Source organism: Maribacter aquimarinus (genome assembly GCF_047345505.1).
GTDB lineage: Bacteria > Bacteroidota > Bacteroidia > Flavobacteriales > Flavobacteriaceae > Maribacter.
On sequence record NZ_JBLFEO010000036.1, the window covers coordinates 26616 to 39933 of the forward strand.

The following is a 13318-nucleotide window of genomic DNA, read 5'->3' on the forward strand; positions in this document are numbered from 1 at the left end:
TTCAGGTTGGCCGGGCCGGCAAAGGGAGGGAAACCTTCTTTGTGGGTCTCCCAGGGCCTGGGGCCTAGGCACCATTCACCACCCGGGTGCCATCACTGGGCAGGGTAACAAAGGAGCCAAGGGCTATGCCAAACGCCTTATGGTAGGCCGCGGAGACTTCTGCCACATAGTCCGCTGTACGGTCCTTATGGATCAATTGCAGGGTGCAGCCACCAAAGCCGCCGCCCACCATCCGCGCCCCCAAGATGTGGTCCTTCCCCTGGGCGTGGTGCACCAGAAAGTCCAGCTCCGGGCAGCTCACCCCATACTGGTCCCTGAGGCCGGCGTGGGTTTGGTACAGCAAGCGTCCCAAGGCGGGCAGGTCATTGTTCTTTAAATGTTCCACGGCCCGGAGCACGCGGGCATTTTCGGCCACCACAAAGGTGCAGCGTTGCAGCACCACTTCGCTCATATCCGCGGCGCACTGGTGCAGCATGTCCATGGTGGCGTGCCGCAGGGAGCTTACCCCGGGATGGGTTTTGCGCAGTATGGCCACCCCTTCTTCGCATTGCTGCCGGCGCACATTGTACTGCCCGTCGGCCAGGTTGTGAGACACATTCGTGTTGAGCATCAGCAGCTCAAAGGGATCCGTTTTAAAGGGGACATAGGCGTGTTCCACCGTTTCGCAATCCAACAGCAGCACCTGGCCCTCCTTGCCCATCACTGAGGCGTATTGGTCCATTATGCCGCATTGGGTGCCCACATAGTGGTGTTCTGCGTCCCGGCCCAGGGCCACGATGTCCATACGGGAGAGGCCCAGGTCAAAGAGTTCGTTGAGTCCAAAGGCCAGGCCGCATTCCAGGGCGGCGGAGGAACTCACCCCGGAGCCCGCGGGAATGCCGCTCTTTATGGCGCACTTAAAGGCCCCCAGGCCCGGCACCCTTTTCTGTATTTCGTGCACCACGCCCAAGATGTAGTTCTCCCAGCCCACGCTGCTGCGGGACACCTTGTCCAAATCAAATGCCATCACGGCCCCAAGGGTGTCACTGTACACTTCGCACCTTTGCCCGGAACCGTTCTTTTGGAAGGAAAACTCCATTTTTTTGTCGATCGCGGCGGGGAGCACCAGGCCCATGTTGTAGTCCACGTGCTCTCCGATAATATTGATCCTTCCCGGGGAAGCGATGTGAAGCGTGGGTTTAAAACCTTCAAAAAATACGTCTTTTGGAGACCTCTGGTTTTTACTGGACATTGAAAGTGGTTTAGGGTGTGGATTGGCCGTAAAATAAACACCTTTCGGGGGAATAGGCAAGCCCAACCCTGTTTTACCTTATCGGTTGGACGACCAAACCACCGTGGTGGTAAGGGACCAACTCCCAACCTATGTTGCCTTTCTTTGGGTCAGGGCGGTGCCCTGCGCCAACGGAACCCATTCCTCGCCCGGTGCGTTGTTTTGCGCACCGAGGTTTTTTTTGGGGCTGCAATCCACTTGCGGGCCCTTGATAAGATGTAAGGAGACAGGGCCAAAGGTGGTGGCGGGGATTTGGATGTTATGCGCCCTTAGAACTCACCTCCCTCATCGTCCCCACCGTTGCGCATTCTGCCTTCGCCCCGTTGTTTTTTCTGGTTGATGCGGTAAATAAAGGACAGGTTGATCTGCCTTTCGCGCCATTGAAACTCGCTTTCTGAGGTAAAGGTGGGCGTTTGGGTAAAGGACTGTCGCCTTCTGCTGTTCAACAGATCGCTCACGTTCAGGGTCACGGTGCCCTTTTCCTTGAAGACGTCTTTGGCAATAGCCAAATTTATGGAAAGAATGCCCTTGTTCCTGGTCTGGGCATTTTCCCTTGGGCCACGGTAGAATATATTGGTCTGCCAGTCTATTTTGGAGGGCAGGGTTACCTTACTGCTAAAGCGGGCAAACCAGCTCACATTGTTGGCACCAAAGTCCGTGCCGTTGAACTCGCCGTCCAGGTCAAACCCAAAAAAATTGAAGCTACCGTTCAGCCGAAGCCAGTCCGTTGGGTTGTAGAGTGCGGCGGCCTCGGCCCCATAGCGTTGTTCTGTGGAGAGGTTAATGGGGATGGAGCGAATGATGCGAATGCCATCCGAGGTCACCTGGCCCGTTTCTTCCTGTATCCTCTCAAAGGCGTTGGTCTCGCGCTGGTAATAAATGGAAGAGGTGAGGGTAAGCTTGTCAAAGCGCTTTAGGTAGCCCAGATCGAAGGCGTTGGAGAATGAGGGGTCCAGATCGGGATTGCCCTGGAAAATGTTGGTACGGCTAGATCGGGACGGAAAGGGGTTTATGAACCAGCCCCGGGGTCGGTTGATGCGCCGGTTGTATCCCAGGGAAAGGTTCTCGTTTTCCCCCAGCTCGTAGATAAAGTTCAGGGTGGGGAAGAGGCCCGGATAGTTTTTTTTGAAATTCACATCCACTTCTTCGCCCAACAGCTCTTCCAGTTCGGAGGTATCAAACTCGGATTCCAGTTGACCCTTTAAAACCGTGTTCTCAAACCTGAGGCCCAAGAGAAAGGAAAACTTGTCACTGAGCTTGTCTCCGTACTGGGTATAAACGGCATGGACGTTTTCATCGAAGGTAAAGGTATTGGTCAAGTTTTCGTTTAGATCGAACACCCCAGTGTTCTGATTGAGCGTGTCTAACTGAAAAGAGGTGATCTCTTCCTCAAAATCGCCCCGATAGCCAAACTCAAATTGTTTGTCACCTATGGGCAGCACATAATCCACCTGGATCAGGTATTCGTTCTGCTCCTCGCCCTCATTCACTTTTTCCAAGGCTATGAGATTGTTGGTGGGGAAGGTCTCATCTTCCCCTATATCGGTCCGGATGACCTCGTCACTGCGCGAATATTGCAGGTCTGCCGTGAGTTCGTGGCCCTCGTCATTGAACTCGTTCCTGTAGTTCAGGGCCAATTGGTAGCGGGTGTCGTCTTCGTTCTCGTCTTCAAAACGAAAGGTTTGGCTGCCCAGTACCCCATTGATAAAGCGGTTGTTGTTGTTCTCGGTAAGGTCCACACCATCGGCAATACGGCCAAATACACTGCCCGTTATGGAGGAGTTTTCCGTAAGGAAGTATTCCAGCCCCAAATTGCCGTTGAAACCGCTGCTTTGTCTCAAGATGTCGCGATCTTCCGTAATTCTGCTGAATTCCCCCACGGTGTAGTTGTTGTCAAAGAAAGCGTTCCCGGGCGGTTCCCGGTAAGAATAGCCCAGGGTGGTGAAGATGTTGAATTTGTCCGTGCGCAGGTTCAGGTTGGTATTGACCTGGCTGGCCGTTGGGAAGCCCACCGAAGCGTTCACCGTACCGTTGAGGCCCAAGGTCTTTTCTTTCTTTAGGATGATGTTCAGGATGCCCGCGGTGCCTTCCGCATCATAACGGGCAGACGGGCTGGTGATCACCTCCACGCTTTCAATGGCATCTGCGGGCAGGTTCCTGAGGGCGTCCGTGGAACCAAAACCGGCCAGGGCAGAGGGCCGCCCGTTGATCAGGATGCGCACGTTGCTGTTGCCGCGAAGGGCAATGGCCCCGTCCACGTCCACCGTGACGGAGGGCACATTGTTCAGGGCATCGCCCACATTGCCCCCACTGGTGGTAATGTCCTTGCCAATATTGTATATTTTTTTGTCCAGCCGTACTTCCACGGTGGTTTTTTCGCCCACCACTTCCACGGCCTCCAATTGGGTGGCATCCAGTTTTAGGCGAATGGTGCCCAGATCGCGCGAACTGCGGATGTCTTGCTCATTGAGGACAAAGGGGGTGTAGGAAATATACTCTACCCGTAGGTTGTAGCGGCCGGGCTCGGTGGCCACCCTGAACTTTCCCTGGGCATCCGTGATGCCCCCGGTAACCTTGCTGGGATCGTCCGCGCGCTGCACCACAAGGGTGGCAAACTCAAGGGGCTCATTGGTGTCCTGATCCACCACGGTACCCGTTAGATACACATTTTTCTGTCCAAAAAGGGAGAGGGAGCCCAAAAGGAGCAAAAAAGTAAGGGGGAATAAAGATTTCCTCATATCTCAACCATAATTTATCAGCCGGCAAGATCCAAATTTTAAGGCGCTCGGTAGCTTTAAATTCCCCAAACAACCAAAGTGGCATCCCCAACGACACTAAAGAAATGTTAATATGAAAGGGCATGGGCTATCCTCGCCCGGTGGCACCGCGGCACCGCCCTTGGAAATGGGTGCACAGCGGTGGTCATGCCTTGGCCCCGTTCTTAGGAAGGAACTACTCCAAGATGCGCTCCATGAAGCCCTCCTTGTAGGCACGGCCAATGGGAATACGGCTACCATCGTCCAACAGCACCTGGTTGCCCACCACCTTTTCAATGTGGGCCAGGTTCACCATAAAGGACCTATGGGTGCGGACAAAGGGCGCGGCGGTAAGAGTGTCTTCCCAGTGCCTGAGCGATTCCTGGGAAAGGTGTTTTTTTTGTGGGGTGAAAATTTCCGTGTAATCCGCATCGGACCGGATGTAGCGTATATCGCGAACGGCGACCTTGACCAGCTCGTAGCCCGATTTAATGAACAGGGATTCCGGAGGGTCCAAGCTGCGTTCCCTGTCCCCATTTTTTTGGGCCATCTTGTTGGGCTGCATTTTGGAGACCGCCTGCACAAAGCGCTTAAAGGAAAAGGGTTTCAGGAGATAGTCCACCACATCGTACTCATAACTTTCCAGGGCATAGTCCGAAAAAGCAGTGGTAAGGATCACATTGGGCACCGGTGTGCCCATCTTTAAAAAATCAATGCCGGAGATCTTGGGCAGGTGTATGTCCAGGAAGATGAGGTCTATCTCCGTGTTGCGCAAAAATTCAATGGCCCCTAGCGCATCGGCGAAGGTGCCCTCCAAGACCATGTTCCCATGCTCGGCAATATATTTCTGAAGCACCCGCTGGGCGGGGGGCTGGTCTTCCACGATGATGCAGCGAATCATTTGCCCCCGGTGTTTAGGTCCATTTCCAAAAGTACGGTATAGACGTTGTTTTTTTTGTTTATGGTGAGGGAATGGGCATTGGGGTAGAGCAGTTGCAACCTTTTTCTCACGTTTCTGAGTCCTATGCCGTGCGACAGTTTTTGGGTGTTGGCGTCCGTCATGAACGAATTGGTGCACTGAAAGCTCAAATGGCCCTGGGCATCGACCGAGATGTCCACCGCAATGGAAATATCCTCCGATTGGCTGGCCGTGCTGTGCTTAAAGGCGTTCTCTATGAAGACCGAGAGGATCAGGGGGGCAATCCTATAGCCCGAGGGGATGTTTCCGGTGCGAAAGTCCACTTGGCCCCGCTCCTCTATCTGAAGCTCGTTGAGCTGGGTAAAGTTTCTAAGGTGCTCCAGCTCCTTGTCCAGCCCCACAAAGTCTTCCTTGCAGTCGTACAGCATGTAGCGCAGCACGGTGCTCAGCTCCAGGATAATGTCCGGTGTTTTGGGAGATTCATCTATGGCATAGGAATAGAGGTTGTTAAGGTTGTTGAAGAGGAAATGGGGGTTGATCTGCGATTTTAGAAACTGCAGTTCGCTCTCCTTTACCGAAGAGCGGAGGTCTTCCACCTCCCGTTGTTTGATCGCCGCGTCCCAAGCAAATTTAAACCCGGCCAGGATGGTGATCACCGGCATGACATCCAACAGGCTATAGAACACCCCGGGGAAGTGCTTGCCCCGGGTATCGGGGAAGTAGATGCGTTCCAGCACCAGTTCTTCCACCAGGATGATACCGGCCACCACCAGGGCCACAAAGGCAAAAAAACGGAGGTACTGCTTGGTGTAAAAGTAGCGCGGTATAAACAAATAGTTGATCACAAAGGCCCCAAGGGCATAGTTTACAAAGGCCACGATTTTGTATTCCTGTATTTCGGGCGCGTTCCTGTCAAAGGAAAAAAACAAAAACAGCACCAGGTGCAGCACGCCTTGAAAAAGGAGTTCTTTCTGGGCATCGCTTAAAATGGCAAACCGCTGATCCATGGTGTAAATGTAGCATTTTAAGGGGATTGGGCCGAAAAGAATACCGCCACCGACCATATTACGGGGCCCAATGTCCGTTTTTGGGGGGAGCTGTCGTTTGGGAGCCAAGAAGGGTCGTTAACGGAAAATTATGCAGGGGTTGCCATACATTGTGCATCTTTGTAAGGCATTCAGCGATAGCAACCTTATGAAAGTAAAATCTTTTCTTGCCATCATCAGTGTTTTTTTCTGCCTCATTCAGGTCTGGGGGCAGGATTCCGGCACCACCATCAAGGGGAGCATCACCGACGCCTCCGGGGCCGCCATTGCCTTTGCCACGGTACTGGTGGGCGATCCCGGCACCCAAGAACCCCTTTCGGGCGTTACCAGCGGCATGAACGGTACTTTTGTGGTGGAGACCGATGCCACCGACTTTTACGTGGAGGTGAGCTTTATGGGCTTTGCCACCAAGCGCTTCAATGAGGTGGAAGCGGTTGGGGGCATCTGGGACCTGGGCACGGTGGTACTGACCGAGGATGCCGAGCAATTGGAAGAAGTGGTGGTGGCCGGGGAACGCTCCGGGACCGTGTTTAAACTGGATCGCCGGGTGTTTACCGTGGGCGCCGACCTGAGCAGCACGGGGGCCAGTGCCCTGGAAGTGCTCAACAACGTGCCCTCGGTAACCGTGAACATTGAGGGCCAAGTGAGCCTTAGGGGCAGTCAGGGCGTACAGATGCTCATCAACGGAAAACCATCGGTCCTGGCCAACGAACAGGGAAATGCCCTGGGCACCCTAACGGCAGATATGATCGAGAGCATAGAGGTCATTACCAACCCCTCGGCCAAGTATGATGCCGAGGGTACCTCGGGCATCATCAACATCATCCTAAAAAAAGAGGAAAAACGGGGCACCAACGGCTCGGTAACGCTCAACACCGGTGTGCCCAACAACCACAGCCTGGGCTTTAGCCTTAACAAACGCACCGAAAAATTCAACTTGTTCAGTCAGCTCGGGGTGGGCCACCGTACCTTTCCCAGTGACAATGAAAGTGAAAACAGAAACCTGCTGAACGATACCGAAATCATCAGTTTTGGGGAGAGCGACAAGAACGAGACCTTCTTTAACCTGATCTTGGGCACGGATTACCACATTGATTCACTGAACGTGATCACCCTATCCGGAAATTTTGCCTATGAATGGGAGCGGGAGAATTCAGATGCCCTCTTCAGTACCTTCAACGCCAACAATGACCTCACCGATGCCTTTGACCGGGTAGAGCTAACCACGGCCACCAACCCCAAGTATGCCTACGAACTCCAGTACAAAAGGAGCTTTGAGGACCATGAGGAACGCTCCCTGCTGCTCAGTGCCACGGGCAACCTCTTTGCCAAGGACCAGACCTCTGAGTTTGCCAACACCACCACGGTGGGCGGGGCAGCGGATTTTTTACAGCGGGCCAGGACCGATTTTGGCCAGGCCGATTATATCTTCAAGGCAGATTATACCCATCCCTGGGAAGATACCTACACCGTGGAAACCGGGGCACAGTACCAGATCAATGATGTGGAGAGCGATTTTGGCATCAGTGCGTTCGATGGGGCCACCTTTGTGGAGGACCCGGAGCTTACCAATGTGTTCCAGTGGACCCAAAAAGTGCTCGGGGTGTACGGCACAGCGGCCTATGAAAAGGACAAATGGGGACTGAAGCTCGGTGTCCGCTTCGAGGATACCGATGTGGCCACCCTCCTGCGCACCAATGACCAACGCAACAACCAGCGGTACAACAATTTCTTCCCCAGCGGTTTCGCCTCCTACAAGGCCAACGAAGACCTCTCCTTTCAGCTGGGCTACTCCAAGCGTATCTTTAGGCCGCGGCTGTGGGACCTGAACCCTTTTTTCAATATCCGGAACAACTTCAACATCAGAACCGGCAACCCCGACCTTCTGCCCGAGTTCACCGACAGTTTTGAACTGACCAGTATTTACAAATTGGGCCAGCTCTCCATGAACCTTGGGGTCTTTTACCGCTACACCACCGATGTGGTGGAGCGCATTGTGGCCTTTGAGGACAACATAAGCATTTCAAGGCCGGAGAACATAGGCATAAACCACACCACGGGTCTGGAGTTCAACGCCAAGTACGTTCCGCTGAACTGGTTGAGCTTTACGCACGACTTCAATTTTAACCGCTTTGCCCGCGAGGGCGATTTTCAGGGGCAGTCCTTCGATTTTACCGGCAGCCAATGGACCACCCGGCTCATGGGCAAACTGAAGCTCCCGGCAGACATAGACCTGGAGTTCATTGGCAATTACCAGTCCGGTTTCCGCACCGTGCAACAGGACATCACGGAGGTGGTCTTTATGGATTTTGGGGCGCGCAAGAAAATCCTCAAGGGAAAGGCCATCCTAAACCTGAGCATTAGGGACGTCTTTGCCTCCAGGATCTTTGAAAGCAAAACCAACCAACCTGAGTTCTTTCTCCGCAACTTTGGGCAGCAGGGACGCTTTGTCACCTTTGGTGTCAGCTTTGGCTTTGGCAAGGGCGAAGCCATGGAATTCTCCGGGCAGAAGCGGTTCTGATATTTTCCCAACAGCCACTTTTTGGCCCTGCCCCGTGCGCCCCGCCTTTCTTTCCGGTCCATGGGTGTTTGTGCATTGGGCACGCGGCCTTACCATTTCCCAATTGAAAACAAGCCGGAGCTGGACATACCTGACTTTTATTTTTCGCGGGCCAAAAAAGCAATTCAATTTCCATAGCTCCATTTTAAACCCAGAGAATGCACTAGACTTTCGGGATGGGGGTGTAAGCCCAATAAAATCAAGACTTTTAGGATTGAGGCGTAGCCATCGCTACGGTGAGTGAGCAAAAGTCAGTGCAACGATTGATTTTGCAGGGATTTGCAGCCGTAATACCTGCCCGTTCCTTTCAGGCGGGGAATTTCTATTGCTTAATCTGGGTTAAACGAAAACTGGTAGTAAAGGACAACCATCAGCGCTCTTTACAGTGCCCCGGATACCTCTGAAAATGCCTGGTCCCCTTGTTGTTTGCAGACGTTGGTGACCTTTTTTCCACTTTTGGGTCTAAAAGGACAAAATGGGTTAAATGATCGGTTTTATCTTATTGGACATTGCCATAGGTGCCGTATTTGGACTGCTTTTCTTTTTGCTGATACTGGCTTTCATCACCTTTAAATCTGACTTGATAAGAATGTTTAAAAGACAATGGAACCGATGGCGAAAATAGGGGAGCACGCCCAAGGGGCGACACCGCCCGGCGCCTTTTTCCGCACTGTACCAAAGGGGTTGCCCCGTTTGGAAATGCCTACCTTAAACCCATAGGGCCGATTGAAACACAAAGGTGTTTCACCCAGATGACACATTGGAATTCCATTGCCACCACACATCCCCGCAAAAGCAATCGTAGCGCGGACGTTGGCCCGATCTTCGCAGCCATGGCCCTGCTTTTTGGGCAGAAGCCTTATATGCCATTGGGTTCTACCACGAATGTTGTGGAAACAAAAATGGATTGGCAGCGGTAGGACTCCAGGACCTAGGACTAAAAATAGGCCCGACTACAGGCACCCGTAAAGTAAGTCTCCGTAATTGATGGAACTGTACATCTAAAATCCTAACTTCTTACGCCTTCTCATCCTAAGTCAAACTTGGAATCAAGTGTTCTTACTCCCAAATACAATGGTAGAACCTTCCATTGGAGGCAACACCCTTATGGCAAAGCTCCAAGACATCATCCGGGTTAAATGAATGGGTACTTGGCTCATTTCCGAAATGTTTGCGACCCAACACCGAGACCTTATGGGCTTTTTGCCCAGAAGTTGCCAAATGATCGGCGCTTGGTGTTCCCTTGGCACCCAAACTTTTTTGCCAAAAGACCGTTCATCCCTAAAACCTATGAATTTTTAATAAGTATTTTCTTACAAAAATGTTGGAGCTTTGGAAGGTAATCCCAAAATTAGACATTATGAACAAGATCTTATCCCCACTTAACCTATTTGTTTGCGCTTTTTGTTTTACGGTCAACGGCCTGGTGGCCCAAGATGTGGATACCGCCAGCCTCGATGGCCAGGAGGCCCCGTTGCCCTTGCGGGAGCAACAGTTTCTGGAACTGAAGGCCATGGGCTACTCCCAAAAGGAAATCTACGAAGACCTGGGCAATGTGAGCTTTCTCTCCAAGCAGTACGCTTCTGCCTTGTATTGGTACGGTAAGTTACAGGCCCTGATGCCCGGGGGAAAGCTTGCCAAAAACTACCAACTGCGCTATGATCATGCCAAGGCCAAGATGGCGGGCGCCGGTACCGAGGAAGAGGAAACCGAGGAAAACTGGACCGAGCTCATTCTGGAAGACTACCAGATGACCCATAAATATGGCAACAAGCCAGCCTACAGCAGCACCCAAGATCAATTTCTCCCCTTGGACATTGCCATGTTAAAAACCGATTTTGCGGCCCGTGCCCCTGCCACCCAGAACACGCGATCGGATGGGCGCCCGGGGGGCACGAAGGCGTACCAGGCCCCGGTGGCCCTGTCCCCGGATGGCAATACCGCCTATTTTGCCAAGGAGGTGCTGGTGCGGCCCGCCACCGGACTGTTTTCCAAGAAAGCGAAAAGGTCACGCATTTTTAGGGCCAAAAAGACCAACGGAACGTGGCGCACCGTTGCGGAACTGCCCCTTTGCTCGGCAGACCACTCCGTGACCCATCCCCATCTTTCCCCTGACGGCCGTAACTTGTTCTTTGCTTCCAACATGCGCGGCAGCTTTGGGGAGTATGATATCTACGTGGCCAAGATTGCGCCGGACGGCGGTCTTGGCATTGCCAAAAACCTGGGCCCCAAGGTAAACAGTGACAAGGACGACCTGTACCCCCAAATGATGGGCAATGGCACCCTTGTATTTGCTTCGGAAGGCCATGGCGGATTTGGGGGGCTGGACCTCTACACCGCTCGCATAGGACCCCGTTACGTGGGCTTGGCCACCAACATGGGGCGCCCCTTCAACGGGCCTCACAACGATGTGGCCCTGCATTGGAACGCCGAGACGGGCACAGGCTATGTGGTCACCGATCGTGCCGGTAGCAGCGGTGACCCAAATGGGGTCTTGGTGGTGCACCAGGCCCGGGAGGCCCACTTCAAGGACCTTGAACAGCGCCTCTTTGAGGCGGTGAACGACCAGGCCCACTTCTCGTCCTCCCTTTTTCAGGAAGAATAAGCCGGGCCAAAGGCAGGCTTGTATGCGCTTCTCCGTGCACCGGCATCCCAAACGGTCCGTGCATCGGCACTGTGTTCCAAAAATGGAAGTTGTACCATCACCCAAAAACAAAACAAGATGATCCCTACACCCTTTTCCCCCAGATTCTTGGTGGTGTCACTGTTATGGATAAACCTGTGCGGTCTCCATCAACTCTTGGCCCAGGAGGTTCAGCCACGCCCGGCATCCTCTGGCAGCTACCACAATCAATTGTTCTTTAATCGCTTTATGATTCATCCCACCTTTTCCCTGGTACGGGAGAACAAGTCGTACTTCAACCTATTGCACCGCAATCAATACGCCATGTTTCAAGACAACAGTCAGAATTACTTCTTGGGCTTCAGCAACCGGCTCAACGATCGCACTGCGGTGGGCATTGGCGTGTACAGCCAATGGTCTGGCGTGGTGCAGGAGTTTGGTTTCAACGCCAATTACGCCACCTCCGTTCCCTTGGGCGAGAAGAGTGCCCTGGCCTTTGGGGCCAACCTTACCTACCTGAACCAAGGCCTGGACAAAAACCGGGTCGTGGGGCAGGAGAACGATCCCGCCATCCAGGCGGCCGGCAAGGAAAGCAAGATCGCCGTACAGCCGGGAATGAACCTCTCCCTGGGCCGTTTGGATGTTGGCCTCTATGCCCAAGATCTTTTGCGCTATAACCAGACCACCAATGAATTCGTGGTCCGGCCCGGTCTGGAGGGACTGAGGGCCTCCGTGCAATATACCCATCCCTTCACGGCTGCCTCGGGCCTTTTTAAAGACGCCCGGATCATGCCCCTGCTGCAATTGGGCCGTAATGACAGGGGGAATTTGGCCTTCCTGGGCTCCTTGGTACTGGACCTGCCGCATCTTGGTTGGGTACAGACCACTTTGGACGATCGCCATGGCCTGTCTGGCGGGTTGGGGGTTAACCTGGGCCAACGGATGTCGCTCGGATATCTCATGGAAAAGAACCTAACCGGGCAAGAGGCCAATCTGGGATGGAACCACGAGCTTTCCCTAGGGTACACCTTTAAGGAACAACAGACCCCTTCCAAGGGCTATGTGGACAGTTCCACGGACAGTACCATCGACCGGATTGTCCGAAATTACGAGGAACAGATCGCCGCCCTGATCGCAGAGCAGCAAAAGGATGATGGAAAAAGGAACCACGGGGAGCACACCGGCCTCCCCGGCGCCGATGCGTCCCTTGACCTTGCCCAGCAAAACCGATTGATACTGGATGAGCTCATCTTGAGACAGGACAGTATGGAACAAGCCAGAACGGCGGCCTTTGAACAAAAATTTGAGACCGTAGTGCGTATGCTCAGGAACGATGTACGCAATGGCATCAAGGCAAGTCTAGCGGGTATGGAGGCCCAACAAGGGGCCAGGCTGGCGGTAAATACCCGGGAAACCGCTACCAAGGGGGACCAGCCCAACCAGGCCAAAAGGGAGTATGTGAAGATGCCGATCAAAGTACTGGGGCAAGAAGATGCCATTGGTGTAAAACCGGGCTATTACGTCATTGCCAATGTGTACAGCAACCAAAGGTACCTCAAGGCCTTTATGCAAGATCTGGCGGACCGGGGCATTGCGGCCAGGGAATTTTACAACCGGGAGAACGGACTGCACTACGTTTATTTGGCAGATTATGACCACAAGGAAGACGCCCAGACCGCCTTTGCCTCGCATTTGAACGGCAGGTACAAGAAGGAGAAGTGGATCATGCAGGTGGACCATGCCTATGCCACCGCATCCAATGATTATGAAGAGGACGATTATTAAACCCCAAAATATAATTTTTACGTGCCGATAAAGCCCAAGCATCGTTAAAAAAGAAGGGTATTGTTTTGCCAAAGGGAGGGGTGGATATCCGGGGGGATAACTGGGGCCCCTCCTTTTTTTGGCGCAAGCCTATCGATAAGTTGTTGGAAAAAACCGATGAAATGTTCTCTTCGATAGCATTTGAACGAATAAATATTACTTTTTGTAGGATTTATTTGATATTTCTATACTTTTCGAAGGTTCTATGTTAAATACAGTGGGTAATCGAATTTCAGTTTACCCGCTATGAAATAGATCATGTTTATAAAATTCTCCGTGTTCCGGTAGCCCCTTGCCCTTTTCTTGGCAAGCTGTATCTT

7 protein-coding genes are annotated in these 13318 nt (G+C 52.9%); 3 read left to right on the forward strand and 4 right to left on the reverse strand.

Going from position 1 to position 13318, the window contains the following annotated elements:
• Positions 1 to 64: 64 nt before the first annotated feature.
• From galK to ACKWCC_RS17785, 4 genes are all read right to left on the reverse strand, one after another.
• Positions 65 to 1231, reverse strand: a complete 1167-nt coding sequence (gene galK / locus ACKWCC_RS17770) for a galactokinase (protein ID WP_413997314.1) — start codon at positions 1229 to 1231, stop codon at positions 65 to 67.
• A 308-nt stretch (positions 1232 to 1539) separates the two neighbouring features.
• A complete protein-coding gene (locus tag ACKWCC_RS17775) occupies positions 1540 to 4008 on the reverse strand; it encodes a TonB-dependent receptor (protein ID WP_413997315.1) in 2469 nt (822 codons plus the stop codon).
• A 214-nt stretch (positions 4009 to 4222) separates the two neighbouring features.
• A complete protein-coding gene (locus tag ACKWCC_RS17780; protein WP_413997316.1) occupies positions 4223 to 4927 on the reverse strand; it encodes a LytR/AlgR family response regulator transcription factor in 705 nt (234 codons plus the stop codon).
• Entirely contained in the window at positions 4924 to 5952 is a 1029-nt protein-coding gene (locus tag ACKWCC_RS17785) for a sensor histidine kinase (RefSeq protein WP_413997317.1), read from the reverse strand. The genes ACKWCC_RS17780 and ACKWCC_RS17785 overlap by 4 nt, the downstream gene beginning before the upstream one ends.
• A 187-nt stretch (positions 5953 to 6139) precedes the next feature.
• Here ACKWCC_RS17785 and ACKWCC_RS17790 point away from each other — a divergent pair, with 187 nt between their 5' ends.
• The 3 genes from ACKWCC_RS17790 (at position 6140) to ACKWCC_RS17800 (ending at position 12959) form a co-directional block, all read left to right on the forward strand.
• On the forward strand, positions 6140 to 8512 hold the full coding sequence (locus ACKWCC_RS17790; protein ID WP_413997318.1) for a TonB-dependent receptor domain-containing protein: 2373 nt from the start codon (positions 6140 to 6142) through the stop codon (positions 8510 to 8512).
• Positions 8513 to 9911: 1399 nt separating this feature from the next.
• Complete coding sequence (locus ACKWCC_RS17795) at positions 9912 to 11156, forward strand: TolB family protein (protein ID WP_413997319.1); 1245 nt, start codon at positions 9912 to 9914, stop codon at positions 11154 to 11156.
• Between the two features lie 117 nt (positions 11157 to 11273).
• Positions 11274 to 12959 carry a PorP/SprF family type IX secretion system membrane protein gene (locus ACKWCC_RS17800; RefSeq protein WP_413997320.1) on the forward strand — a complete coding sequence of 562 codons (1686 nt, stop codon included), beginning with the start codon at positions 11274 to 11276 and terminating at the stop codon, positions 12957 to 12959.
• The last annotated feature ends 359 nt before the right edge of the window (positions 12960 to 13318 follow it).

Coding starts and splice junctions, on each gene's coding strand:
- galK (WP_413997314.1), bottom strand. CDS start 1,231: ATGTCCAGTAAAAACCAGAGGTCTCCAAAAGACGTATTTTTTGAAGGT.
- ACKWCC_RS17775 (WP_413997315.1), bottom strand. CDS start 4,008: ATGAGGAAATCTTTATTCCCCCTTACTTTTTTGCTCCTTTTGGGCTCC.
- ACKWCC_RS17780 (WP_413997316.1), bottom strand. CDS start 4,927: ATGATTCGCTGCATCATCGTGGAAGACCAGCCCCCCGCCCAGCGGGTG.
- ACKWCC_RS17785 (WP_413997317.1), bottom strand. CDS start 5,952: ATGGATCAGCGGTTTGCCATTTTAAGCGATGCCCAGAAAGAACTCCTT.
- ACKWCC_RS17790 (WP_413997318.1), top strand. CDS start 6,140: ATGAAAGTAAAATCTTTTCTTGCCATCATCAGTGTTTTTTTCTGCCTC.
- ACKWCC_RS17795 (WP_413997319.1), top strand. CDS start 9,912: ATGAACAAGATCTTATCCCCACTTAACCTATTTGTTTGCGCTTTTTGT.
- ACKWCC_RS17800 (WP_413997320.1), top strand. CDS start 11,274: ATGATCCCTACACCCTTTTCCCCCAGATTCTTGGTGGTGTCACTGTTA.